Genomic DNA, 24,238 nt, shown 5'->3' on the forward strand with positions numbered 1-24,238 from the left:
CTGATCCTGATCCAACCATGGGCTCCCGGGGGGAGCCGGGTGCATTGGCACCTCGCCGGGCGCAAGTGCTGGTCGATGCCGATCCGCAGTGGTCGGTGGTGCAGCTCGCCGAGCGGCAGCGTGCGCTCGCCATGCAAAGCTCGGGGGCGTGGCGCCGCGAGATCGCGAGACATGTTGAATCGTTGGAATTCGCTTCGACGTCGCCGTTTCGTATACGGTGGCGGCCGGTCGAGGCCGGTCCGCAAAGAGACGCGCGTGCAGAGTTGGTGATGTGAGTGCTTGCAAATCTGTTTGACGGTCCGGTCGTGGTGGCGGCGTCCAGCCTCTCGCTGGCGGAGGTTGAGCTGTTTCCCGAAGAGCGCGCGCATATCCAGGCCGCGGTCGCCAAGCGGCGCGCCGAGTTCGCGACCGCCCGGATCCTGGCGCGCAGGGCGCTGGCGTCGCTGGGAGCTTCGCCGGTCGCGCTCGTCCCGACGCCGGATCGCGCGCCGGTGTGGCCGTCGGGCTATGCGGGAAGCATCTCCCATTGTGCCGATCATTGCGCCGTGGCCGTGGCCCGAAGCAGGGATGTCCCGTCCCTTGGACTGGATGTCGAGGACCTGCGCGAGCTCGATCCGTCGATGCGCGATCTTGTGCTCACGCCGGCCGAACGGCAATGGCTTCGCGGCCAGCCCGACGCGTTGCAGCCGATGCTGCCGATCGTGATCTTCAGCGCCAAGGAAGCCTACTACAAATGCCAGTATCCGCTCACGCGCGGCTTCCTGGATTTCCAGGATGTCGAGCTCGCGATCGCATGGGCGGCGGGCACGTTCGAGGCGCGTGTCATGAGAGAGGACTGGCCGACCGCCGTTGCTCGCCTCGCCGGACGCTTCCTCGTCGCTGACGGCCGGGTCAGTTGCGGCGTGACGTTGGCGAAGGGCTGATCACGCGGATGCAGCCTGGAGTTGGGCCGCGCCTGCGTCCTCGCGGCTGCGCCGGAGAGCCGCGCCATCGCCATCCCGGCAAACCTCCGGACGACGAGCAGCTTACCGCAGTCGCTAAACATGATGCGCTGCAAACGTCGCGAAAACGCGCTTGACATGTTTAGTCGTTCGCAATCTACTAAACAAAATACTTAACTCGGACGGATGATCCGGGCCATGGGGAAACGCTTGCGGCTCGCGCTGTCGTTGTGACGGCGCCGCTCGCCGCGGGCCATGCATCGCCGTCACCCACGCGAAGCGGGGACGGCGCCAACAGGGAGGGAGTGCCAGATGAAGTTGCTGCAGACATTTGCACTGGCGGCGACGGTCGCCGCCGCGACCGTGCTCGGCGCGTCCGCGCCGGCACGCGCCGAAGGAAAGACGATTACGTTGTGCTGGGCCGCCTGGGATCCGGCCAATGCGCTGGTCGAGCTGTCCAAGGACTTCACCGCCAAGACCGGCGTCAACATGAAGTTCGAGTTCGTGCCGTGGCCGAACTTCGCCGACCGCATGCTCAACGAGCTCAATTCCAAGGGCAAGCTGTGCGACCTGATGATCGGCGATTCCCAATGGATCGGCGGCGCGGCCGAGAATGGCCAATACGTCAAGCTCAACGAGTTCTTCGACAAGGAAGGCATCAAGATCTCCGATTTCATGCCGGCCACCGTCGCCGGCTACGCCGAATGGCCGAAGGGCTCGCCGAACTACTGGGCGCTTCCGGCGATGGGCGACGCCAACGGCTGGACCTATCGCAAGGACTGGTTCGCGCGGCCGGAGATTCGCGAGGAATTCAAGAAGAAATTCGGCCGCGAGCTCGAGGTGCCGAAGACGCAGGAAGAGCTGAAGGACATTGCCGAGTTCTTCCAGAAGCGGGTGATCGACGGCAAGACCGTCTACGGCGCGGCCATCTTCACCGAGCGTGGCTCGGAAGGCATCACCATGGGCGTCACCAACGCGCTCTATCCGTTCGGCTTCAAGTATCAGAACCCGAAGAAGCAGTATGACATGCAGGGCTTCGTCAACTCGGACGATGCGGTGAAGGGCCTCGAATTCTACAAGGCGCTGTACAAATGCTGCACGCCGCCCGGCTATTCCAACGGCTACATGCAGGAAGGACTCGATGCCTTCAAGTCCGGCCAGGTCGCGCTGCAGATGAACTGGTTCGCCTTCTTCCCGGGCCTCTACAAGGACCCCAATGTCGGCGGCGACAAGATCGGCTTCTTCGTCAACCCCGCGCAGAAGGAGAAGGGCTCGCAGCTCGGCGGGCAGGGCATCTCGGTGGTGGCATATTCGCCTAACCGCGCCGAAGCGCTCGAATATATCAAGTGGTTCGCCGCGCTCGACACCCAGAAGAAGTGGTGGGCGCTCGGCGGCTACAGCTGCCACAAGGGCGTGCTCAACGATCCCAACTTCAAGAACACCGCGCCGTTCGCCGCCGACTTCCTGGTGGCGATGGACCAGGTGGTCGACTTCTGGGCCGAGCCGTCCTACGCCCAGCTTCTGCTCGCGATGCAGAAGCGCGTCCACGACTATGTCGTCGCCGACCAGGGGACGGCGAAAGGCGCGCTCGACGGGCTGATCGCCGACTGGACCAAGGTGTTCAAGGAGGACGGCAAGCTGTGATGGAGGCGGCACCTCCCGCGCAAGCGAAATCCGCCACGACAATCCCTCCGGCGAGCTTCGGCTTGCCGGACGGACCAGCCAGTCTCACCGCCAGCCCGAAGCCGCCAGTGAAGCAGCCCCTCGCATGACCGACCAAACCGGACTGAGCAGCCTCGTCGACCGCGCCGCCCTGGTGACGCCGCCCGCCGTGGCGGGGCGCGTGCGCGGCCTGTCCGAGCGCGCCATCGCCTGGCTGTTCATCATGCCGACCATGCTGCTGCTGCTCGCGATCAACATTTTCCCGTTGATCTGGACCATCCGGCTGTCCTTTACCAATTATCGCGCGAACCGTCCGAACGCCACCGTGCTCGATATCGGACTCGCCAACTACCAGTCGATCCTGACCGATCCGGACGTCTGGGCGGCGATGACGGTGACCGCGCGCTTCGTGTTCTGGACCATCCTGATCCAGACCCTGCTGGGCTTTACGCTAGCCTGGCTGATCGACAAGAAGTTCCGCGGCCACGGCCTGTGGACCACCTTGATCCTGCTGCCGATGATGCTGTCGCCGGCTGTGGTCGGCAACTTCTGGACGTTCCTCTACCAGCCGCAGATCGGGCTCTTCAACTACGTCATCTCCGCCGCGACGGGCGCGCCCGCATCGTCTTTCCAGATGCTGGCGCAAGTGCCGCTCGCGCCCTGGGCGATCGTCATCGTCGACACCTGGATGTGGACGCCTTACGTGATGCTGATCTGCCTTGCAGGTCTCCGCTCGATTCCCGACTACATCTATGAGGCGGCCGAGGTCGATCGCGCCTCGCCGTGGCGGCAGTTCTGGTCGATCACTTTGCCGATGGCGCTGCCGTTCATCATGCTGGCGGTGCTGTTCCGCGGCATCGAGAACTTCAAGATGTTCGACATGGTCAACCTCCTGACCGGCGGCGGTCCAGGCTCGACGACCGAGGTCGCCTCGATCACCCTGAAGCGCGAAGCCTTCGAGAAGTGGCGGACCGGCTATTCCTCGGCCTTCGCCATCATCCTGTTCGTCACCGTGTTCGGCCTCGCCAACATCTACGTCAAGGCGCTCAACCGGGTGAAAAGCCGATGACCGGTCTCGCAACCGCCCATTCCGTCGTCGATCCGTCGCCGCTGACCAAGCGGATCGCGGCAACCGTGGTGATCGCCTATGCGCTGATCACTCTGGTGCCGCTGCTGTGGATCTTCATGACCGGCTTCAAGTCGCCGTCGGACGCGATCGCCTATCCGCCGAAGCTCGTCGCCGAGCCGAGCCTGGAGGGCTATTGCAACCTGTTCACGACCCGGACCCGGCAGGCGCCGGAGTACATGGCCAAGCTGCCACCGGCTGCCAGTCTGTGCGACCGCATCTCGCGCGGCCGCAACATGGTGGTCGCGGGTCCATCGAACTACATCCCACGCTACGTGAATTCGCTGGTGATCGCGTTCGGCTCGACGGCGCTGTCGGTCGTGCTCGGCACGCTGGCGGCCTACGCGTTCTCGCGCTTCAAGGTGCCGTTGAAGGATGATCTGCTGTTCTTCATCCTGTCGACCCGGATGATGCCGCCGATCGCGGTCGCGATCCCGATCTACCTGATGTATCGCGAGCTCGGCCTGTCCGACACGCGGCTCGGCATGATCCTGCTCTATACGTCCGTCAACATCTCGCTCGCGGTCTGGCTGCTCAAGGGATTCATGGACGAGATCCCGCGCGAATACGAGGAGGCGGCGATGGTCGACGGCTACACCCGCCTGCAAGCCTTCTTCAAGGTCGTGTTGCCGCAGGCCACCACCGGCATCGTCGCCACCGCGATCTTCTGCCTGATCTTCGCCTGGAACGAATATGCCTTCGCGGTGCTTCTGACCTCGGGCACGGCGCAGACCGCGCCGCCCTTCATCCCGATCATCATCGGCGAGGGCGGCCAGGATTGGCCGGCGGTCGCGGCGGGCACCACGCTGTTCCTGATCCCGATCGTCGTGTTCACGGTGCTGCTGAGAAAACATCTGTTGCGCGGCATCACCTTCGGAGCGGTGCGCAAATGAGCGAGATGGCACAAGATCAGCCGGCCAATGCGGCGCACTCGCGCTGGCCACGGGCGCTGCGGCGCGGCCCGATGGAGACGCTGGCAACGATCCTCATTGCGGCCGGCGTGCTGATGCTGCTGCAGCCGTTCGCACTGGTGCTCTACACCTATTCCTTCATCACCACGCTCGCCGGCGTCGTGATGTTCACCATCGTCTCCAAGTTTCCGGACTGACGCCATGGCCGAGATCCGGATCGAGAATCTGTTCAAGGAGTTCGGCGGCTTTGCCGCCGTGCGCGGCACAAGCTTCACGATCGCCGACGGCGAGTTCTTCTGCCTGCTCGGTCCGTCCGGCTGCGGCAAGACCACGACGCTGCGCATGATTGCAGGCCTGGAGCTGCCGACCTCGGGGGCGATCAGGCTCGGCGGCGAGGACGTCACCTTCCGCCGCGCGCGCGAGCGCGACATCGCCATGGTGTTCCAGCTGTTCGCGCTCTACCCGCACATGAACGTGCGCCGGAACATCGCTTTTCCCCTGGTCTCGATGGGGGTGCCCAAGGGGGAGATCCGGCGGCGGGTCGAGGAAGCCGCGCGCATCCTGCGCATCGACCATCTGATCGACCGTCCGGTGAGCGGGTTGTCGAGCGGCGATCGCCAGCGCGTCGCGCTCGGCCGCGCCATCGTCCGCGAGCCGAAAGCGTTCTTGATGGATGAGCCGCTCGGCGCGCTCGATGCGGAGTTCCGTCACATCATGTGCGGCGAGCTGCGCGCCCTGCACGACCGGCTCAAGGCCACCACCGTGTTCGTGACTCACGACCAGCTCGAGGCGATGTCGATGGCCGACACGATCGCGGTGATGAATCGCGGCGTCGTGGAGCAGCTCGGAACGCCCCAGGAGATCTACGACCGTCCCGCCACCATGTTCGTCGCAGACTTCATCGGCTCGCCGGCGATGAACTTCATCCGCTTCGCGGGCAGGCTTGGCGCCGGCACGAACTGCGTGCGGATCGACGGCGCCGAGATCGGCGTGCCCGAGCTGCGCGAGGATGCCGGGAGCGACGAGTTGGTCCTCGGTGTGCGGCCGGAGCAGGTGGCGCTCAGCGCCGAAGGCGGGCTGCGCGGCGAGGTGTTCGGCGCCGAATATCTCGGCACCACCCAGATCATCACCGTCACGACGTCTCATGGCATCGTCAAGGCGCGCGCGCCCGCGGCGGTCCGGGTGCAGCGTGCGGAGCCGGTCGGGCTCAGCTTCCGCGCCGACCGGCTGTCGCTGTTCGACGCCGCCACGGGCCGCGCGGTCCGCACCGCGCTGTATGAGCAGCCGGTGAGAGGAGGGCGCCATCATGGCTGAGACGCGGCTCAACGCCGTCAGCAAGTCGTTCGGTTCCAAGCCGGCGGTACGGGATTTGTCGCTGACCATCCGCGACGGCGAGCTCGTCGTGCTGCTCGGGCCGACCGGTGCCGGCAAGACCACGACATTGCGGCTCGTGGCCGGCCTCGAGATGCCGGATCGCGGCAGCGTCACCATCGGCGGTGTCGACCAGACGAAGGCGACGCCGGCCGCGCGTGACGTCACGTTCGTGTTCCAGCAATATTCTCTCTATCCGCATCTGTCGGTGTACGACAATCTGGCTTTTCCACTGCGCTCGCCTGTGCGCAAGATTGCGGAGGCTGAGATCAGGCGCATCGTCGGTGACGTCGCGGCGATGCTGCGGATCGAGGACAAGCTCGGCAACCGCGCTACTCAGCTCTCCGGCGGCCAGATGCAGCGCGTGGCGATTGGCCGCGCGCTGGTGCGCAGACCTGCGATCGCGTTGCTAGACGAGCCGCTGTCCTCGCTCGACGCCAAACTGCGTTCCGAGCTGCGCATCGAGCTCAAGCGTATCCAGCAGGATCTCGGCGCCACCATGCTCTACGTCACCCACGACCAGATCGAGGCGATGACGCTCGCCAACCGCATCGGCGTGATCGAGCAGGGCCGGCTGGTGCAGGTCGGCAGCCCGCGGGAGGTCTATGAGGATCCGGCCAATACCTATGTGGCGACCCGGCTCGGCAGTCCCGGCATCAATCTGCTGCCGCGCGGGCTGTTTCCGGATCTTGCGGTGCCGGGCGACGTCGCGACGATCGGCGCGCGCACCGAGCACATGACGGTCCGGCGTGCAGAGAGCCGTGCGGACGCACGGGTGAAATGGATCGAGCATCTCGGCGATCAGAATCATCTGCATATCACGCTGCAGGACCAGACCATCGTCAGCCTGGTGGAGCCGGATACGGAATTGAAAGTCGGCGACTCCGTCGCTATCGAGTTCACCCGGCCGCTGCTGTTCGACCGGGCGGGCCAGCGGGTGAGATAGACAATGGATCAGGCGTTCAAGCGCAAGGTGATCGTGGCGATGGCCGATGTCATCATCGCCCATGCCGAGGAACTGACCGCGCTCGACTCGGCGATCGGCGACGGCGATCACGGCCTCAACATGAAGCGTGGCTTCGAGGCCGTGCTCGCCGAAGTGGACAATATCTCCGCCAAGCCTCTTCCCGAGGCGCTGAAGGCGGTCGGCATGGCGCTGGTCATGAAGGTCGGCGGTGCGTCCGGTCCGCTCTATGGCACGCTGGCGATGGGACTTGGCAAGGCGCTGCCATCAGAGCCCTCTGCCGCCGAAGCGGCGGCGGCGCTCGGTCGCGCCATCGCGGACGTCAAAGCGCGTGGCAAGTCGGAAGCAGGTCAGAAAACTATGCTCGACGTCTTGATCCCGGTGCAGGTCGCTTTTGCGGCCGGTGGCGACGATCTCGCCGCTCGGCTGCCCGCGATCGCTGCCGAAGCCGCCGACGCGACGGTGCCGATGCTGGCGATCCGCGGCCGCGCTTCGTTTCTCGGCGAGCGCTCGATCGGGCACATGGATCCCGGCGCGCGCTCGTCCAGCCTGCTGGTGCAGGCGATCTGCGGCGTATTCAATGAGGCCTGGACATGAGTGAGCAGAAGAATGTCGGCATCGTCATCGTGTCGCATTCCGCCAAGGTGGCGGAAGGCGCGGCCGACATGGTCCGGCAGATGGTCGGCGACAGCGTGCCGCTCGCGGCGGTCGGCGGCAATGCCGATGGTGGGCTTGGCACCGATGTCGGCGCCATCATGGGCGCGATCGACAAGGCGTGGTCGGAGTCGGGCGTTGCGATCCTGGTCGATCTCGGCGGCGCCGAGACCAACAGCGAGATGGCGGTGGAGATGATGCCGGAGGAGCGGCGCGAGCGCATCGTGATCTGCAACGCGCCGCTGGTCGAAGGCGCCGTGATGGCGGCGACGGAAGCCTCCGGCGGCTCGCCGCTCGATGCGGTGCGCGCGACCGCCGAAGAGCTGATGGGCGGATGAGCAGGAACGGCAATGGCTGACGGTGGAGAGATCGGCATGCAGGAAGCGAAGGCGCATGCGCTGCTGACCAACGAGGTCGGGCTGCATGCGCGACCCTCGGTCAAGCTGACGCAGCTCGCCAAGCGCTTTGCGTCGAGCATCGAAGTCGCGATCGCGGCCGACGGGCCCTGGACCGACGCCAAGAGCCCGGTGAAGATCATGCGCGTCAAGGCGGCCAAGGGTGAGACGCTGTTCCTGCGCGCCAACGGAACTGATGCCGAGGCGGCCATCGCGGCGCTTGTCGATCTGGTCGACCGCAAGTTCGACGAGGAGTGACGATGGAGCGGCGCATTTTCGGGCGTGGAGCGTCGGACGGGTTGGCCATCGGGCCCGCCGCGATCCTGCATGCGCTGGAGGGCGCCAGCCGGAGCAAAGGGGCGATCGCGGAGGAGCATGAAGCGCTCGCCACAGCGGTCGCACATGCACGCGAGGCCGTGGCCGAACTGATCGGCAGGCTCGAGGGAGACGCGGCCGAGCTGATCGGCTTTCAGCTCGCGCTGCTCGAAGACGACGCGCTGACAGAAGCGGCTTACGTCCAGATCGAGGGCGGCGTCGCTGCGGATGCGGCTTGGCGCGCGACGATGGCGGAGGAGATCGCGGGATACGAGTCCGCTGAGGACGAGTATTTTCGTGCTCGCGCCAGCGACCTCGGCGACATCCGGGACCGCGTGCTGCGGCACTTGTTTGGCCTGCCGCAGAACGGCGAAGTGCCGAAAGGGGCGATCGTCGTCGCGCATGATCTGGCGCCATCGGCTTTTCTCGCCATCGACTGGACCAGCGGCGGCGGCATCGCGCTCGGCGAGGGCAGCCCGACCAGTCACGTCGCGATGCTGGCGCGCGGCCGGGGCGTGCCGATGGTGGTCGGGCTCGGTCACGATTGGGACAAGCTGACAGGGGATTTGCTGGTCGATGGCGGTCGCGGTGTCGTCATTGCCGATCCCAGTGCGCAGCGTATCGCCGCCGCCCGGGCGGAGGATGTGACCGCCTCGCGCCGCAAGGCGGATGCGATCGCGCGCCAGCACGAACCGGCACTGACGCGCGACGGCACCCGCGTCTCGGTGCTCGTCAACATCTCCGGCCCTGCCGACATGACGCTGCTTCCGGCCGCGGCCTGCGACGGCATCGGTCTGGCACGCACCGAGTTTCTCACCGGCAACCTGCTTCACGACGAAGAGGCGCAATATCGCGCCTATGCCGAGCTCGTGCGATGGGCCGAAGGCCGGCCGGTCACGATCCGCACGCTCGATGCCGGCGGCGACAAGCCGATTCCGGGCTACACGATCGATGGCGAGAGCAACCCGTTTCTCGGCCTTCGTGGCCTCCGTCTGTCCTTGCGTCACCCCGAGATCTTCCGCGTTCAATTGCGCGCGTTGGCCCGCGCCGCTGCGCTCGGACCGCTCAAGGTGATGCTGCCGATGGTGACCAATGCAGCGGAGCTGGACGTCGCGCGTCGCCATCTCCGCGCCGTGCTCGCCGAATTGGCCGCCGGCAACGTCGCGTTCGCCGCGCCGGCCTTCGGGATGATGGTCGAGGTGCCGGCTGCTGCGTTGGCAGCGCATGACTTCGCTGCGGACTTCTTCTCGATCGGCACCAATGACCTGACCCAATACGCGACCGCTGCTTCGCGTGACGGCGCCGAGGTCGCCGACTATGCCGACGTGCTGCATCCCGGGGTGTTGGCGATGATTGCCCATGTGGTGCGCGCTGGTCGCGCGCGGGGCGTGGACGTCTCGATCTGCGGCGACGCCGCCGGTGATGTCAGAGCCATGCCGGCGCTGCTTGAGCTCGGTGTGCGCGCGCTGTCGGTCGCGCCGGGCCTGCTGCCGCTGGTGAAGGCGGCGATCCGCGAGCTTGACCTCGCCAAGGGCACGGAAAAGACCGCGGAAGAGGGCGCATGAGTGACCAGGATGCATCGGGGGCCGCGAGTCCGCTCGCCGAATACAAGGCGATCCTGCGCGCGGTCATCGACAGCCGTCCCTCCGGTACACGGCAGCGGCTGGCGGAGGCGATCGGCAAGAATCGCAGCTTCATCTCGCAGATCGTCAATCCGGCCTATGCGACGCCGATCCCGCTGCAGCATCTCGAGACCATCTTCCACATCTGTCACTTCTCGCCGCATGAGCAGCAGGCTTTTCTGACCGCCTACCGCGCCGCCCATCCGGGCCGGCTGGACGAGGTCGAGGCGCAGCGGCCGATGCGGCGCCTCGTGGTCGAGCTGCCGGACTTCGGCGACCCCGCGCTCAACGCCCATGCCGACCGCATCATCACCGGCGTCGCGCGCGGCATCACCGCGCTGATCTCAGCCAACGAAAACAACGACGACGCCGAACCGGGAGGGAAGCCATGAAGAAGCTGATCAACGCCGTTTCCGACGTGCTGAGCGAGAGCCTGCAGGGTTTTGCCGCCGTGCATGGCGACATAGTCACGCTGGGCGAGGACAGCAAGTTCGTTCGCCGCAAGAGCCTCAAACCGGGCAAGGTCGCGCTGATCTCCGGCGGCGGCTCCGGCCATGAGCCGCTCCACGCCGGCTTCGTCGGGCCGGGCATGCTCGATGCCGCCTGTCCGGGCCAGGTTTTCACCTCGCCGACGCCTGACCAGATGCTCGCGGCCGCGCAGTCCGTGGACACCGGTGCGGGCGCGCTGTTCATCGTCAAGAACTACGAAGGCGACGTGATGAATTTCGCGATGGCCGCGGAGATGATGGAGGGCAAGGTCGCGACCGTCATTACCGACGACGACGTCGCGGTCGAGACCTCGACCTATTCGACCGGCCGCCGCGGCGTTGCCGGCACGCTGATCGTGGAGAAGATGCTGGGTGCTGCGGCCGAGCAGGGCCGCGATCTCGACGCGCTGAAGGCGCTTGGTAACGACGTCAACAGGCGCACCCGCTCGATGGGCGTGGCGCTGACCTCATGCACGGTGCCGGCCGCGGGCAAGCCGACCTTCACGCTCGGCGAGGACGAGATGGAGATGGGGGTCGGCATCCATGGCGAGCCCGGCAGGCGCCGGGTCAAGCTGGCGTCCGCGGACGCCATCGCCGAGGAGATGATGGGCGCGATCCTGGCCGATCTTGCAGCGAAGCCCGGGACTCCGTGCCTGCTGCTGGTCAACGGCTTCGGGGCCACGCCAGCGATGGAGTTGTACGTGATGGCCAATGCGGCGCGGCGCATCTTGGAAGGGCGCGGGCTCGCCATCGCGCGCGGGCTGGTCGGCTCCTACGTCACCTCGCTCGACATGGCCGGCTGCTCGCTCACCGTGACCGCGCTCGATGATGCGTCGCTGGGACTGTGGGACGCGCCGGTGCACACCGCGGCGCTGCGCTGGGGCTGCTGAAGCGATACGTGCTCAGCGGATCTCGTTCGAGTAGTAGTGTTGCGCCGTCGTGGCGCGGTGCTGGCTGAGGATCGCCAGCGCGCCGGTCTGGTCGTAGGCCTCCTCGTCGATCACCAGCACGGCGCTCGGAGAGGGCAGGCCGAGCAGCTTGCGGTCCTCCTTGGTGGCGACCTCCGCCGTCACCTTCTCGCGCACCGCGGCGATCCGGATGCCATAGGCCTCGAGCAGATGCCGGTAGATCAGGGCAGGGACCTTCTTCGGCTCGGCCGGAAATCCCGCCACGCGGCTCGCGACCATCGAGATCCGCGAATGCAGCACCGGCGCGCCAGCGACGCGGCGGATGCGATGAAGATGCAGCAGCGGCCCGCCCTCGGCCATCGCGAACAGCGCCGCTTCGCGTGGCTCGGCGGCGCGTGTCGTCACCGACAGCACCTCGGCCTCCGAGTGCAGCAGGCTGCCGTCCGCGCCGAGCAGGCGGAAGTACTGGAAGAAGAAGCTGAGCCCATGCTGCGACGCGCGGCCCGTCACCACCGTGCCGGTCTTGCGCCGGCGCATCAGCATTCCGCCCGCGGTGAGATCGGCCAGCGCGCGGCGGATGGTGCCGACGGCGACGCCATATTGATTGGCGAGCGCGACCTCGCCGGGCAGCACCGTCCCCGGCGGCATGTCGCCGATCAGGATCGCCTCGGCGATCTGGCGCTTGACATGCTCGTAGAGCGGCACCGGCAGCGCGCCTGGACCCGCCCCCACCCCGTCTGCCGCTTTGCTGGCCACAGCTGCCTTTTTCATGGAATTGACAAACGCCGCGTCGTGAATTCTATTTCTATATAGAATATAGGATAGAGCTGGCGGCAAATGATTTCTGAGGGCATTCCAGCGGACCGGGGCGCGCGCAGCCTGGCCAGCGCTTTTGCCGCGATCGACGCCATGGCCGAGACGGCGGTCGAGGACCTGCGGAAGATGGTGGCGGTCGACACCAGCTTTCCTCCGGGGGCCGGCTACGATGCATTTGCCGACGTGATGGAGCAGCTCGCTGCCCCGCTGGCACTGGATAGCGAGCGCGTGATCGTTCCGGAGGACCTATGGCGCGCACCGGGCGCGCGCGGATCGCGGACGAATCTGATTGCACGGCGCCGCGCCGGCAGACCGGTGCTCGGGCTCTATTTCCATGTGGACACGGTACCGGCGGCGCCCGGCTGGGTCACCGATCCGCTGCAGCTGAGCCGCGACGGTGACCGTCTGATCGGACTCGGCGCGGCCGACATGAAGGGATCGATTGCGGCGGCGCTGCTCGCACTCCGCGGCGCGCAGCAGACTGGATTGCCGCTGGCCTATGATCCGATGTTGCTGCTGTGCACGGACGAGGAGGCAGGGCTTTATCCCGGCGTGCGTTACCTTGCCGAGCAGGGCCGTCTCGAAGGGCATATTCTGAATTTCAACGGCAGTGCCATGCCGCGGATCTGGGCCGGCTGCTTCGGCCTGTTCACGCTCACGGTGCGGGTTCACGGCAAGGCAGCGCATGCCGGCGAGCAGCGCCGCGCCGGCGCCAACGCGATCGAGGCGGCGCTGCCGATCCTCAATGCGCTCGCGGCCCTCGAGCCGGTCATCGCGCAGCGGACGTCGGCGTTGCCGCCACCGCCGCAGGCGGCTGGACCGCTCGCCGCGAGCCTCGACATCTCAGCCATTCATGGCGGCCAATGCGGCGGACAGATCCCCTCGCTGGTCGAGATTCTCCTGTGCCGCCGATACACGCCCGAGGAGGACTTCGCCGCTGCACGCCGCGAGATCGAAGCGGCCGTCCGGCAGGCGGCCGGCACCCTCGACGTCGAGATCATCCTCACCGGCCATCTGATGCCGACATCCGATCCCGGCGGGCCGCATTGGTCGCGCTGGCAGCAGGCGCTGTCGGCCGGTTTCGGCTATGCCGCGGAAGACTTCGCTCGCTGGGGGGCGGCCGGCTGCTCCGATTTCGGCTGGGTGCAGCAGGCCACGGGCGTGCAGGAGGTGCTGCTCACGGGCCTCGGCAGGCCCGATAGCCGCATTCATGCGCCGGGCGAATCCACGACGCTCGCCGACATCGTCGCATTGGCGAAATCGGTGCTCGCCTATCTCGCAGCCGAGTTCCGTCCCGAACTCTGTCCCGAAGCCATCACGCCTGAAAAGGACTTCGCCTGATGCCGTCCGTGACCCGTCGTCATTTCCTTGCCGGCTCCGCGCTCGTGCTTGGTGCTCTGCCGCAAGTCTCTCTCTCGGCCGAGGCGCCGAAGCGCGGCGGCGTGTTGCGGATCTCGGTCGACCAGGGCGCGGCGGTCATTCATCCGCTGCTCGCGCGTGTCAATCCGGAATACCTCATCACCGAGCTGCTCTATTCCAACTTGACCCGGTTGAAGCCGGACATGTCGGTCGAGCCGGACCTCGCCTTGTCGTGGCAGGCCGGCGCGGGGCTCACCGAGTGGACGTTCAGGCTGCGGCCCAATCTCAGCTTCCACGACGGCTCGCCGCTGACGGCGGAGGATGTCGTCGCGACCTTCAAGGCGATCCTCGATCCGAAGACCGCATCACCGGCGCGCACCAATGTCGGCCCGATCAAGGATGTCGCTGCCGTCGATGCGTCGACCGTGCGGTTCACGTTGTCGGTTGCCTTTGCCGATTTTCCGGTCGCGCTCGCCTACAACAATGCGCGCATCGTGCCTGCGAAAGTCGTTGCTGCCGATCTCGCCAGCCTCGCCACAAAGGCGAATGGTTCAGGGCCGTTCAAGCTCGTGTCCTATGAGCCGGACCGCAAGATCGTCGTCGAGCGCAACCCGGCGTATTACGATCCGGCGCGGCCTTTGCTCGATCGCGTCGAGATTCTCGTCTATCCCGACCGCACCGCCGAAGCATCGGCTCTGATTTCGGGCGACATCGATCTCATGTTGTCGACCACGCCCGGCGAATATGAGCGGCTCGGCAAGGCCAGCGGCGTCAAGGCGGTGCGGGTCCCCTCGGGGCAGTTTCTGAACGTCAACATGGGCTGCGATCAGAAGCCGTTCAACGACGTTCGCGTGCGCCAGGCGCTGGCGCTGACCATCGATCGCGAGGCCATGGCCGGCTTCGTGGCCGGCGGCTACGGCACGCCCGGCAACGACACGCCGCTGAGCCCCGCCTACCGGTTCTATCAGGACAGCAAGCTGAAGAAGCCCGACATCGCGAAAGCCAGGCAATTGCTCGCCGATGCCGGCTATCCCTCCGGCATCGACCTGACGATGGTGGCATCCGACAAACCGGACACGCGCACGCAGCTTGGCGTTGCGATCCGTGAGATGGCGGCACCGGCCGGCTTCCGCATCAACGTTCAGACGATGCCGCACGCGACCTATCTCGACCAGGTCTGGAAGAAGGGCAATTTCTACGTCGGATTCTACAACATGCAATCGACCGCCGACGCGATCTTCAAGCTGCTCTACACCTCGGATGCCGCCTGGAACGAGACACGCTGGAACAATGCGCGCTTCGACGAGATCGTCAATGCGGCGCGTAGCGAGACCGACGATGCCAATCGCGCCGCGCTCTATGCGCGGGCCCAGACGATGATGAGCGAGGAGGTGCCGTCGGTCATTCCGGTCTTCTTCGACATCCTGGCGGCGCAGCGCGCCTATGTGGAAGGATACCAGCTGCATCCGCGCGGATCGGTGTTTCGGCTCGATCTCGTCTCGCTCGGCGCAGGCGCGCCCAGGCGCAGCTGAGGCGGGGATCCGAGCGGTGTCATTCGCCTGGCTGCTGCGGCGGCTGCTCCTGATGGTCTATACGGTCGTCGTCGTCAGTGTGCTGGTGTTCGCCATCACACAGGCGCTGCCGGCTGACGCAGCGCAGACGCTGCTTGGCGAGAACGCTTCGCCGGAGGCGCTGGCCGCAATTCGCAGCCGGCTCGGGCTCGACGACCCGGTCTGGCTGCAATTCACGCATTGGGTCGCGCACGCGGCCATCGGCAATTTCGGTGTCTCCATGCGCACCGGCCTGCCGGTCGCGCCGGAGATGCTGACGGCGCTGTCGCGCTCGCTGCTGCTGGCAGCGGGCGCACTCGTCGTCACCCTCCTGATCGCGGTCCCGCTCGGAATCTTCGCGGCGCTCCGCAAGGGGCGGCCGGCGGATACGGCCACCAGCGTGGTCGCCTATCTCGGGGTCTCCCTGCCGGAGTTCGTCACGGCAACCGTGCTCGCGCTGCTGCTGACCGACATTCTGCCATGGCTGCCGGCGACCGGCTACGTGTCGCCGCTGGAGGATGCCGGGCCGGCGCTGCGCCATCTGATCCTTCCGGTCCTGACCGTCTCGGTCATTCTCGTCGCGCATGTGATGCGCATGATGCGTTCGGAGACGCTGGACGTGCTGCAGTCCGACTACGTCCGCGCGGCGCGGCTGAAGGGCCTGCCCGAGCGGACGGTGCTGGTGCGGCATGTGATGCGCAACGCGCTGCTGCCGGTCATCACCATCGTCGCGCTCGACGTCGGCTATCTCCTGGGCGGCATCATCGTCATCGAGGAGATTTTCGCCATTCCCGGCATCGGCCGGGCATTGATGATCGCCATCACCACCCGCGATCTGCCGTCGATCCAGGCCGGCGCGATGATCATGGCGGTCACCTATGCGATCACCAACACGCTGGCGGATGTCGTCTACGCGCTGCTCGACAGGCGGATCAGCTATGACTGAGCTGCTCGGCAGGATGATCCGCAAGCCGCAGGGGGCGATCAGCGTGATGCTGCTCGTTGCCCTCGCCATCGTCTGCATCCTCGGCCCGTGGCTCGCGCCCTATGGGCCGGAGAAGATGGATTTTCTCGGCCGTTTCCGCCCGCCGGGATGGCAGAACTGGCTGGGCGCCGATCAGTTCGGCCGCGACGTGCTGAGCCGGCTGCTGTCCGGCGCGCGCGCCACCGTTCCGATGGCGCTCGCGGCGACGCTCGCCGGCAGCGCGATGGGCGCCGTGATCGGCGTCGCATCGGCCTATCTCGGTGGCAAGGCCGACGAATTCATCATGCGCACCAACGATGCTGTGATGGCCATTCCCGGTCTCCTCATGGCGCTGCTGCTGGTCAGCACGCTCGGAAATGGGGCTGTCAACGCGGTGATCGCGATTGCCTTTGCGTTCGCGCCGGGCATGGCACGGGTCACGCGCTCCGTGGCGCTTGCTGTGCGCAGTCAGGACTACGTCAAGGCCGCCATCGCGCGCGGCGAAGCGGCATCGCAGATCATTTTCCGCGAGATGCTTCCGAACGTGATGGGCCCGATCATCATCGAGGCCACCATCCGGGTGTCATTTGCGGTGATGCTGTTCGCGACGCTCAGCTTCCTCGGCCTGGGTGCACAGCCGCCGGCATCGGAATGGGGCCTGATGGTGGCCGATGCGCGCCAATACATGCACCGGGCGCCATGGATCCTGATCGCGCCCTCGGCCGCGATCGCGCTGTCGGCGATCGCCTTCAATCTCGTCGGCGATGCCCTGCGCGACGCGCTGAATCCGCGGGACGATCGATGAAGCCGGCGCTCGCCATCACTGGTTACGGACTGGATTACGTCACCCCGGCGGGCGCTGTGGAGGTGCTGCGTGACGTGTCGCTCGAGATCGCGCCCGGCGAGGTGCTCGGCCTCGTCGGCGAATCCGGCTCCGGTAAGAGCTCGCTGGCTTGGGCGTTGATGCGGCATCTGCCGGCCAATGCCCGCGAGGTCTCGGGCTCCCTGTGTCTGGGTGACCTCGACCTGCGGTCCCTCAGCCTGAAGCGACTGACCGCGGTCCGTGGCCGCCGCATCGGCATGGTGTTCCAGGATCCGTCGACCGCGCTCAATCCGACATTGACCATCGGCCGCCAGATCACCGAGGCGCTGATGCGTCATCGCGATCTGAATGCGCGGGCCGCCAGGAACCTCGCGATCGAATTGCTCGGCCATGTCGAGCTGAGCGACCCCGTGGCGGTGCTGCGGCGCTATCCGCACGAGATCTCCGGCGGCGAGAAGCAGCGGGTAGTCATCGCGACGGCCTTCGGGTGCCGGCCCGATGTCATCCTGTTCGATGAGCCTACGACGGCGCTCGACGTCATCACCGGTGCCCGCATCATCGAGCTGTTTGCGCGGTTGCGTGCGGAGACGGGCGTCGCTGCGCTCTACATCTCGCACGATCTCGCGATGATGACCCGGGTCGCCGATCGTGTCGCGGTGATCCGGCACGGCCGCATCGTCGAGCAGGCGCCCGCGTCTGATATCTTCAGGACGCCGCAGCACGCCTACACCAAGGCTCTCATCGCCGCCGTGCCGCGTCCGGAGCGGCGGCTCGTGAACGATCAGCCGGGCGCGGCCCTGGTGCTGGACGCACGCGACATCGAAGTCCATTACGGCAGGGGCGGGCTGTTCCGTGCGGCTCCGCCACCGGCGACCAGGGCCGTCGATGTCCGCGTCCGTGCCGGCGAAATCGTCGGCCTCGTCGGTGAATCCGGCTCGGGAAAGTCATCCGTCGCTCGCGCCCTCACCGGGCTTGCCCGCTTCGACGGCACGATCAGCTTCGACGGCCGAACGTTGCGCAGGGCCGGTGACATGAACCGTGCCTATCGGCGCGATGTCCAGATCGTGTTCCAGCACCCGGATTCCTCGCTCAATCCGCGCCATCGGATCGGTGAGATCCTGTCGCGCCCCTTGAAGCTCTATGGCGGCGACGTCGCCGCCGTGCCGCGCCTGCTCGAACAGGTCCGGCTGCCGGCGTCGTATGCCATGCGCTGGCCGCACCAGCTCTCGGGTGGCGAGAAGCAGCGCGTCGCGATCGCGCGTGCTTTTGCGGCGCGACCGCGCCTGGTGATCTGCGACGAGATCACGGCGCCGCTCGACGTCTCGGTCCAGGCCCAGATCATCGAGCTGCTGCTGGCTTTGCGCGCCGAGACGGGGGCGGCCTATCTCTTCATCACCCACGATCTCAACCTGATCAGGCAGATCGCGCACCGCATCGTCGTGATGCGCCACGGCCGGCTGGTCGACAGCCGTGCCGTCGATGCCTTCGGCGCAGACGACGTTCACCCTTACACCCGCGAGCTGATGGCGGCCTCGCCAGCGCCCGTTGGCTGACCGCAAGGATTGCCCCCATGGATCGCAACGACCTGCTCGCCCGCATCGACATTCCAGCTTCGCTCGCGCTGCTGTCGCGCATGGTTCAGCACAAGAGCTATTCGAAGACCGAGGGCGAGAAGCAGCTCGCGACCTTCATGGCTGAACAGATGAGCGCGATCGGCTTGGATGCCGCGGTCGCCCCGTTCGGGGCCGAGGGCCGTGTCAACGCGGTCGGCCGCTGGCACGGCACCGGCGGCGGCAAGAGCCTGCTCTTCAACGGCCATGTCGATACAAATCCGGTGACCGAGGGCTGGACCCTCGATCCCTGGGCGGGGAAGGTGGACGACGACTTCGTCTACGGAATCGGCGTGTCAAACATGAAGGCCGGCGACGCCGCCTATTTCTGCGCGGTCAAGACGCTAATCGAGGCCGGCGTCAGGCTGAGGGGTGATGTCGTTCTGACCTATGTGGTCGGCGAGCTGCAAGGCGGAGTCGGCACCTATTCGTTGCTGGAGCAGGGGCTGCGCGCGGACTATTTCATCAATTCCGAGCCGACCGACCTCAAGGCGATGACGATGCATGCCGCGGCATTCATGTTCATCATCGAGCTCGTCGGCAACACGCGGCATCTGTCGAAGCGCGAGGAGGCGGTGGACGCCATCACCGCCGCCTGCGATCTCATTCCGCGCCTCAATGCGATGCGGTTCTCCGGCGCGCGTTCGCCGGCACATGAGGCCATCAACCGCGTTCATGTCGGCGTCGTGCACGGCGCGCTCGGTCGTGAGTTGCACGAATGGCGGACGCCGCAGGTCGCGGATTTCGTCCGCATCAAGGGCTCCGGTCGTTACGCTCCTGGGCAGACCGAGCAGGGCGCGCTCGCGGACATGCGGCGCGAGCTCGATGCGCTGGAGGGGCGTTTTCCCGGCCTGAAGGCCCATCTGATGTCGGAGGACCGCGCCGGCGTGCCGACCATGCCGCCGTTCGAGGTCGCGCCGGACAGCCCGATCGTCCGTGCCGTCAACAATGCCTATCGCGTCGTGCGCGGCGCCGCCCAGCCGACAGGCCCGGTGGCGCCGAGCTGCTTCTATGGCACCGATGCCGGCCATCTCTATACGTATGGCGGCATGGAGGGCATCGTCTGCGGGCCGGGCGGCCGCTACAACACGATGCCGGACGAGCGCGTCGACATTCCCGACTATCTCGACATGATCCGCATCTACATGCTGGCCATTCTCGATATCTGCGGCTGAACCCGCGCTCAGGCGGCGGCTGCCTGTTGCTGGAATTGCTCGAACGCCGCAATCGCATCGGCGGCATACATCAACGACGGTCCGCCGCCCATGTAGATCGCCATGCCGAGCGTCTCCTCGACCTCCTGCCGGCTTGCACCGAGACGGACGAGCGCCTCCGCGTGAAAGCCGATGCAGCCGTCGCACCGAACGGCAACCCCGATCGCCAGCGCGATCAGCTCCTTGGTCTTCTTGTCGAGCGCGCCATCAGCGGCGGCGGCCCTCGCCAGTGCCGAGAAGCCCTGCATGACGTCCGGAATGTCCTTGCGCAGCGTCTTCAGGTTACCCGAGATGTCCTTGCAGATCTCGCTGTACAGTTTGGTCATGATAGCTCCTACGACATCTTCGTGGTGGGTTTGCCGGGCTCGCGCAGTGCGATGTAGATCGCGGGGATCACGAGTACGGTGAGCAGGGTGGAGGAGGCCAGGCCGAACAGCAGCGAGATCGCCAGCCCCTGGAAGATCGGATCGAGCAGGATCGTCGCAGCACCGATCATCGCCGCGAGCGCCGTCAGCAGGATCGGCTTGAAGCGCACGGCGCCGGCCTCCAACACGACGTCGCGCAGGGTCTTGCCCTCGCCGCCACTGTGCCGGATGAAGTCGACCAGCAGGATCGAGTTGCGGACGATGATGCCGGCCAGCGCAATGAAGCCGATCATCGACGTCGCCGTGAACGGCGCGCCCAGCAACCAGTGGCCGAGCAGGATGCCGATCAGGGTCAGCGGGATCGGCGTCAGGATCACCAGCGGCAGCCGGAAGCTCTTGAACTGCGCCACGACCAGAACGTAGATGCCGAGGATGGCCGCGCCGAATGCGGCGCCCATGTCGCGGAAGGTCACGTAGGTGATCTCCCATTCGCCATCCCACAGCAGCGTCGGACGGGACTCGTCCTTGGGCTGGCCGTGGAAGCCGATCACGGGCTTCGGCAGCTTGCCCCAGTCATGGGCGTCGATCCGGTCGGCGACCGCGAGCATGCCGTAGAGCGGGGCCTCGAAGCGGCCGGCGAGTTCTGCCATCACCATGTCGGCAAAGCGGCCGTCGCGGCGGAAGATCGTCGGCGACCCCTCTTCCATGGTGGCCTTCACGACCTGGCCGAGTTCGACGACGGTCTTGCTGCCGGGCACCGTGTTGGCGGGCACCGGCGTCGAGGCCAGGGCCTGACTCCAGCTCTTGTCGTGCTTCGGCAGACGCACGGCGATCTCGATCGGATTGCGGTCTTCGCCGCGATGCGAGTAGCCGACCGAGACGCCGCCGAACAGCGTCTGGATCGTGTCGTAGACGTCGCGCTGCTCGACACCGAAGAACTCGAGACTGTCCTGGTCGATCGACAGTCGCAGACGCGGCCGTCGCTGACCGATGGAATCGTCGATGTCGACGATGAAGGGAACGTCGGCGAAGACCTTCTTGAGTTCGGTGGTGACGGCGCGCCGGGTCGCCGCGTCCGGACCGTAGATCTCCGCCAGCAGGGTGGCGAGCACCGGAGGCCCGGGCGGCACTTCGACCACCTTGATGCTGGTGCCGGCCGGCACAGGGATGCTCTTCAGCCGCTGGCGCAGCTCGAGCGCGATGTCGTGGCTCGCGCGCTTGCGGTCGCCGCGCGCGGCGAGATTGACCTGGAGCTCGCCGAGCTCGGGCCGCTCCCGCAGATAGTAGTGCCTCACGAGACCGTTGAAGTTGAACGGGGCCGCCGTGCCGGCATAGCTCTGCACGGTCGTGATCTCCGGCAGCCCATGCGCAATGTCGGCGGCCGCGAACAGCGTGCGCTCGGTATCCTCCAGGCTCGCGCCTTCGGGCAGATCGACCATCACCGCGATCTCCGACTTGTTGTCGAACGGCAGCAGCTTGACGGTGACGGACTTGGTGGCGAACAGCGTCATCGACAGCAAGGTGGCGATGCCGACGCCGAGCAGGAAGATCCAGGCGGAGCGCTTGCTGGCGACGATCGGGCGCGCGACGCTGCGGTAGATGCGTCCGAGACGGCCTTCGCCATGCGCGTCATGAGAGTCCGCCGAGGCGCTGGTGGACCTCGGCGCCAGCCGCAGCATCAGCCACGGCGCCACCACCATGGCGACGAAAAACGAGAACAGCATCGCCGCCGAGGCGTTGGCCGGGATCGGCGCCATGTAGGGGCCCATCAGTCCCGACACGAACAGCATCGGCAGCAGGGCGGCGACCACGGTCAAGGTCGCGACAACGGTGGGGTTGCCGACTTCGGCGACCGCCTCGATGGTGGCCTGCAGGCGCGGCCGGCCGTCATGCATGCCCCAATGGCGCGCGATATTCTCGACCACGACGATGGCGTCGTCGACCAGGATGCCGATCGAGAAGATCAGGGCAAACAGGCTGACCCGGTTGATCGTGTAGCCCATCAGATTGGCGGCGAACATCGTCAGCAGGATCGTGGTCGGAATCACCACGAAGGTGACGAGGGCTTCGCGCCAGCCAATGGCGACCGCAATCAGCACGACGATCGAGATCGTGGCGAGGCCGAGATGGAACAGCAGCTCGTTGGCCTTCTCGTTGGCGGTCTCGCCGTAGTCGCGCGTCACCGTGACTGCGACGTCGCTCGGAATGAGACTGGCCTTCAGCCCTTCGAGGCGCTGCGCGATGTCGTGAGACACCACCACGGCATTGGCGCCGGCGCGCTTGGCGAGCGCGAGGCTCACCGCCGGCACCCGGTGCCAGTCGCCCTTGTCGGTGCGGGCGTCATCCCAGACGCGATGCTCTGCGAGGTTGGGGCCGATGACGACGGTGGCGACGTCGCGCACATAGACGGGACGGCCGTCGCGCGTCGAGATCAGCAGCAGGCCGATGTCCGGGATGCCCGTGAGCGTCTGGCCCGCGGCGACGTTGCGCACGATACCGCCGTCGCGAACGTCTCCGGCCAGGAACGAGCGGTTCGCGTCCTTCACCTTGGCGACGAGCTGCTGCAGAGTCACGCCGAACAGCGACAGCTTTTCCGGATCGGGCTCGACCCGGATCTGCTGGGCGCCGCCGCCGGAGATATAGGTCAGGCCGATATTGTCGACCTTGGTCAGCTCCGCACGCAGCTTGTCGGCGAGCTCGTAGAGGTCCTTGTCGGACCAGCGCCCGGCGGCTTCCGGCTTCGGCGACAGCGTCAGCACGGTGACGGCGACGTCGTTGATGCCGCGGCCGACGATCAGCGGCTCGGGAATGCCGACGGGGATGCGGTCGAGGTTGGCGCGTAGCTTCTCGTGGACGCGCAGGATCGCGTCCTCGAACTTGGTCCCCACCAGGAACCGCGCGGTGACCATGACACGGTCGTCCTCGGTCTGGCTGTAGACGTGTTCGACGCCATCGATCGCCTTGACGATGGTCTCCAGCGGCTTGGTCACGAGCTCGACGCCGTCGGGCGCACGCAGGCCGTCGGCGCTGACGCGGATGTCGACCATCGGCACGCTGATCTGCGGCTCTTCCTCGCGCGGGATCACGACGACGGCGATGAGGCCGACCACGAGCGCCGCGAGCAGGAACAGCGGCGTCAGCGGCGAGGCGATGGTCGCCTGGGTAAGCTTGCCTGAGAGTCCGAGTTTCACGGCTGCACCAACTGGTCGCCGGCGCGCAGGCCGGACAGGATTTCGAGTCCATCGGGGAGATCGGCGCTCGGCAGAGCGCGGCCGCGCTGCACCGGAACGCTCACCTTCTGCGTCCCTTGCTGCAACTGGACATAATCGATGCCGAACCGTGTTGTGACGTAGCGCTGCGGGATCACGTAGGCATCGCGTTGGCCGCCGGAGATCCAGACCCGGAGCCGGTCGCCGACGAAATACTGGCCGAGACCGGAGACGATCGCGTCGGCCACGACACGGCCTTCCTCGATCTGCGGATAGACCAGGTCGATCACCCCCCATTTGTCGGCGCTGTCGCCGAACTCGGCACCGTCGACCCGGACCTTGTCGCCGGCCTTGAGAAAGAGAGCGTGGCGCTCAGGCACCCGCAGTCGCAGCTTGAAGTTCTGCTGCGCCACCGTGACCACGGGATCGCCGGGCAGAACCACAGATCCGACGGCAACCAGCTTCTTCAACACGCGGCCGTCATCGGGAGCCAGCACCTGGCCCTCAGTCATCTGCTGGTTGACCACGGCACGCTCGGCGGTCTTGGCCCGCAGCCCGTTCTCGGCGACGTTCAGCGCCGTGCGCGTCTCGTCGAGCTTGATGCGGGGCAGGGTGCCGCGCTCGACGAGGCCCTCGGTGCGGGTGAAGTCGATCTGCGCCTGGTTCGCTTGCGCCTGCAGCGCCTCGATCTGGGCGTCGAGCGATTTGATCTGCAGGGCCAGTTTGTCGTCGCCGATCAAGGCGATGGGCTGGCCGCGCCTGACCGGGTCGCCTTCGCGCACCGAAAGCTGCACGATGGTGCCGCCGATGCGGCCGCGGGCAGGGACCACGCTGATGCTCTCCACCGTCGCGAACACCGCCTTCTCGTCGGCGACCTGCCGCGGCGCCACCGTCAGCGTCTCCGCAAGGGCCGGCGCTGCCTGCCACGCCATCGCGGCGATCAAGCTCAGGACCGATAATCTGCGCATCAG

The 24,238-nt window shown here is 66.6% G+C and carries 23 protein-coding genes; 19 read left to right on the plus strand and 4 right to left on the minus strand.

Going from position 1 to position 24,238, the window contains the following annotated elements; translation table 11 throughout:
- Positions 1-275 precede the first annotated feature (275 nt).
- The 13 genes from QW863_RS00190 to dhaK all read left to right on the plus strand — a co-directional run bounded on the left by QW863_RS00190 (position 276) and on the right by dhaK (position 11,339).
- Positions 276-923 (plus strand): 4'-phosphopantetheinyl transferase, encoded by a 648-nt coding sequence (locus tag QW863_RS00190; protein ID WP_315712573.1) that lies wholly within the window; start codon positions 276-278, stop codon positions 921-923.
- A gap of 330 nt (positions 924-1,253) precedes the next feature.
- Complete coding sequence (locus QW863_RS00195) at positions 1,254-2,585, plus strand: ABC transporter substrate-binding protein (RefSeq protein ID WP_315712572.1); 1,332 nt, start codon at positions 1,254-1,256, stop codon at positions 2,583-2,585.
- Between the two features lie 124 nt (positions 2,586-2,709).
- Entirely contained in the window at positions 2,710-3,672 is a 963-nt protein-coding gene (locus QW863_RS00200) for a sugar ABC transporter permease (RefSeq protein ID WP_315712570.1), read from the plus strand.
- A complete protein-coding gene (locus QW863_RS00205; RefSeq protein WP_315712568.1) occupies positions 3,669-4,622 on the plus strand; it encodes a carbohydrate ABC transporter permease in 954 nt (317 codons plus the stop codon). Before QW863_RS00200 ends, QW863_RS00205 begins: the two co-directional genes overlap by 4 nt.
- Positions 4,619-4,837, plus strand: a complete 219-nt coding sequence (locus QW863_RS00210; protein WP_315712566.1) for a hypothetical protein — start codon at positions 4,619-4,621, stop codon at positions 4,835-4,837. Before QW863_RS00205 ends, QW863_RS00210 begins: the two co-directional genes overlap by 4 nt.
- Before the next feature lie 4 nt (positions 4,838-4,841).
- Complete coding sequence (locus tag QW863_RS00215; RefSeq protein ID WP_315712564.1) at positions 4,842-5,954, plus strand: ABC transporter ATP-binding protein; 1,113 nt, start codon at positions 4,842-4,844, stop codon at positions 5,952-5,954.
- The gene (locus QW863_RS00220) at positions 5,947-6,957 is read left to right on the plus strand and encodes an ABC transporter ATP-binding protein (protein WP_315712562.1); all 1,011 of its coding nucleotides are present in this window, start codon (positions 5,947-5,949) and stop codon (positions 6,955-6,957) included. Before QW863_RS00215 ends, QW863_RS00220 begins: the two co-directional genes overlap by 8 nt.
- 3 nt (positions 6,958-6,960) lie before the next feature.
- Positions 6,961-7,572 (plus strand): dihydroxyacetone kinase subunit DhaL, encoded by a 612-nt coding sequence (dhaL, locus tag QW863_RS00225; protein WP_315712561.1) that lies wholly within the window; start codon positions 6,961-6,963, stop codon positions 7,570-7,572.
- A complete protein-coding gene (dhaM, locus tag QW863_RS00230; protein WP_284416623.1) occupies positions 7,569-7,967 on the plus strand; it encodes a dihydroxyacetone kinase phosphoryl donor subunit DhaM in 399 nt (132 codons plus the stop codon). Before dhaL ends, dhaM begins: the two co-directional genes overlap by 4 nt.
- 12 nt (positions 7,968-7,979) lie before the next feature.
- A complete protein-coding gene (locus QW863_RS00235; protein ID WP_315712559.1) occupies positions 7,980-8,282 on the plus strand; it encodes an HPr family phosphocarrier protein in 303 nt (100 codons plus the stop codon).
- A gap of 2 nt (positions 8,283-8,284) precedes the next feature.
- Complete coding sequence (gene ptsP, locus QW863_RS00240; RefSeq protein WP_315712558.1) at positions 8,285-9,904, plus strand: phosphoenolpyruvate--protein phosphotransferase; 1,620 nt, start codon at positions 8,285-8,287, stop codon at positions 9,902-9,904.
- On the plus strand, positions 9,901-10,353 hold the full coding sequence (locus tag QW863_RS00245; protein WP_315712557.1) for a hypothetical protein: 453 nt from the start codon (positions 9,901-9,903) through the stop codon (positions 10,351-10,353). The genes ptsP and QW863_RS00245 overlap by 4 nt, the downstream gene beginning before the upstream one ends.
- Entirely contained in the window at positions 10,350-11,339 is a 990-nt protein-coding gene (dhaK, locus tag QW863_RS00250) for a dihydroxyacetone kinase subunit DhaK (RefSeq protein ID WP_315712556.1), read from the plus strand. The genes QW863_RS00245 and dhaK overlap by 4 nt, the downstream gene beginning before the upstream one ends.
- Positions 11,340-11,351: 12 nt before the next feature.
- Here the strand turns inward: dhaK and QW863_RS00255 are convergent, their stop codons facing one another.
- A complete protein-coding gene (locus tag QW863_RS00255) occupies positions 11,352-12,128 on the minus strand; it encodes a GntR family transcriptional regulator (RefSeq protein ID WP_315712554.1) in 777 nt (258 codons plus the stop codon).
- Positions 12,129-12,194: 66 nt separating this feature from the next.
- Here QW863_RS00255 and QW863_RS00260 point away from each other — a divergent pair, with 66 nt between their 5' ends.
- From QW863_RS00260 to QW863_RS00285, 6 genes are read left to right on the plus strand one after another with little or no spacing between them, the layout of a single operon-like run.
- Positions 12,195-13,514 carry a M20 family metallopeptidase gene (locus QW863_RS00260; RefSeq protein WP_315712553.1) on the plus strand — a complete coding sequence of 440 codons (1,320 nt, stop codon included), beginning with the start codon at positions 12,195-12,197 and terminating at the stop codon, positions 13,512-13,514.
- Positions 13,514-15,064 (plus strand): ABC transporter substrate-binding protein, encoded by a 1,551-nt coding sequence (locus tag QW863_RS00265; protein WP_315712551.1) that lies wholly within the window; start codon positions 13,514-13,516, stop codon positions 15,062-15,064. Before QW863_RS00260 ends, QW863_RS00265 begins: the two co-directional genes overlap by 1 nt.
- Positions 15,065-15,080: 16 nt before the next feature.
- On the plus strand, positions 15,081-16,028 hold the full coding sequence (locus tag QW863_RS00270; protein WP_315712550.1) for an ABC transporter permease: 948 nt from the start codon (positions 15,081-15,083) through the stop codon (positions 16,026-16,028).
- Positions 16,021-16,851 carry an ABC transporter permease gene (locus QW863_RS00275; protein ID WP_315712549.1) on the plus strand — a complete coding sequence of 277 codons (831 nt, stop codon included), beginning with the start codon at positions 16,021-16,023 and terminating at the stop codon, positions 16,849-16,851. Before QW863_RS00270 ends, QW863_RS00275 begins: the two co-directional genes overlap by 8 nt.
- Positions 16,848-18,422: an ABC transporter ATP-binding protein gene (gene nikE, locus QW863_RS00280; RefSeq protein WP_315712548.1), complete on the plus strand. Its 1,575-nt coding sequence runs from the start codon at positions 16,848-16,850 to the stop codon at positions 18,420-18,422. Before QW863_RS00275 ends, nikE begins: the two co-directional genes overlap by 4 nt.
- Before the next feature lie 17 nt (positions 18,423-18,439).
- A complete protein-coding gene (locus QW863_RS00285) occupies positions 18,440-19,654 on the plus strand; it encodes a M20 family metallopeptidase (protein WP_315712547.1) in 1,215 nt (404 codons plus the stop codon).
- A gap of 8 nt (positions 19,655-19,662) precedes the next feature.
- Here the strand turns inward: QW863_RS00285 and QW863_RS00290 are convergent, their stop codons facing one another.
- The 3 genes from QW863_RS00290 to QW863_RS00300 are packed head-to-tail and all read right to left on the minus strand — an operon-like array spanning position 19,663 to position 24,235.
- Complete coding sequence (locus QW863_RS00290) at positions 19,663-20,019, minus strand: carboxymuconolactone decarboxylase family protein (protein ID WP_315712545.1); 357 nt, start codon at positions 20,017-20,019, stop codon at positions 19,663-19,665.
- Between the two features lie 8 nt (positions 20,020-20,027).
- Complete coding sequence (locus tag QW863_RS00295; protein WP_315712544.1) at positions 20,028-23,249, minus strand: efflux RND transporter permease subunit; 3,222 nt, start codon at positions 23,247-23,249, stop codon at positions 20,028-20,030.
- A complete protein-coding gene (locus tag QW863_RS00300) occupies positions 23,246-24,235 on the minus strand; it encodes an efflux RND transporter periplasmic adaptor subunit (RefSeq protein ID WP_315712542.1) in 990 nt (329 codons plus the stop codon). Before QW863_RS00300 ends, QW863_RS00295 begins: the two co-directional genes overlap by 4 nt.
- Between the last annotated feature and the right edge of the window lie 3 nt (positions 24,236-24,238).

It is taken from the genome of Bradyrhizobium sp. SZCCHNR1017, from assembly GCF_032381375.1.
Taxonomy (GTDB): domain Bacteria; phylum Pseudomonadota; class Alphaproteobacteria; order Rhizobiales; family Xanthobacteraceae; genus Bradyrhizobium.

Coding starts and splice junctions, on each gene's coding strand:
- QW863_RS00195 (WP_315712572.1), top strand. CDS start 1,254: ATGAAGTTGCTGCAGACATTTGCACTGGCGGCGACGGTCGCCGCCGCG.
- QW863_RS00200 (WP_315712570.1), top strand. CDS start 2,710: ATGACCGACCAAACCGGACTGAGCAGCCTCGTCGACCGCGCCGCCCTG.
- QW863_RS00205 (WP_315712568.1), top strand. CDS start 3,669: ATGACCGGTCTCGCAACCGCCCATTCCGTCGTCGATCCGTCGCCGCTG.
- QW863_RS00210 (WP_315712566.1), top strand. CDS start 4,619: ATGAGCGAGATGGCACAAGATCAGCCGGCCAATGCGGCGCACTCGCGC.
- QW863_RS00215 (WP_315712564.1), top strand. CDS start 4,842: ATGGCCGAGATCCGGATCGAGAATCTGTTCAAGGAGTTCGGCGGCTTT.
- QW863_RS00220 (WP_315712562.1), top strand. CDS start 5,947: ATGGCTGAGACGCGGCTCAACGCCGTCAGCAAGTCGTTCGGTTCCAAG.
- dhaL (WP_315712561.1), top strand. CDS start 6,961: ATGGATCAGGCGTTCAAGCGCAAGGTGATCGTGGCGATGGCCGATGTC.
- dhaM (WP_284416623.1), top strand. CDS start 7,569: ATGAGTGAGCAGAAGAATGTCGGCATCGTCATCGTGTCGCATTCCGCC.
- QW863_RS00235 (WP_315712559.1), top strand. CDS start 7,980: ATGGCTGACGGTGGAGAGATCGGCATGCAGGAAGCGAAGGCGCATGCG.
- ptsP (WP_315712558.1), top strand. CDS start 8,285: ATGGAGCGGCGCATTTTCGGGCGTGGAGCGTCGGACGGGTTGGCCATC.
- QW863_RS00245 (WP_315712557.1), top strand. CDS start 9,901: ATGAGTGACCAGGATGCATCGGGGGCCGCGAGTCCGCTCGCCGAATAC.
- dhaK (WP_315712556.1), top strand. CDS start 10,350: ATGAAGAAGCTGATCAACGCCGTTTCCGACGTGCTGAGCGAGAGCCTG.
- QW863_RS00255 (WP_315712554.1), bottom strand. CDS start 12,128: ATGAAAAAGGCAGCTGTGGCCAGCAAAGCGGCAGACGGGGTGGGGGCG.
- QW863_RS00260 (WP_315712553.1), top strand. CDS start 12,195: ATGATTTCTGAGGGCATTCCAGCGGACCGGGGCGCGCGCAGCCTGGCC.
- QW863_RS00265 (WP_315712551.1), top strand. CDS start 13,514: ATGCCGTCCGTGACCCGTCGTCATTTCCTTGCCGGCTCCGCGCTCGTG.
- QW863_RS00275 (WP_315712549.1), top strand. CDS start 16,021: ATGACTGAGCTGCTCGGCAGGATGATCCGCAAGCCGCAGGGGGCGATC.
- nikE (WP_315712548.1), top strand. CDS start 16,848: ATGAAGCCGGCGCTCGCCATCACTGGTTACGGACTGGATTACGTCACC.
- QW863_RS00285 (WP_315712547.1), top strand. CDS start 18,440: ATGGATCGCAACGACCTGCTCGCCCGCATCGACATTCCAGCTTCGCTC.
- QW863_RS00290 (WP_315712545.1), bottom strand. CDS start 20,019: ATGACCAAACTGTACAGCGAGATCTGCAAGGACATCTCGGGTAACCTG.
- QW863_RS00300 (WP_315712542.1), bottom strand. CDS start 24,235: ATGCGCAGATTATCGGTCCTGAGCTTGATCGCCGCGATGGCGTGGCAG.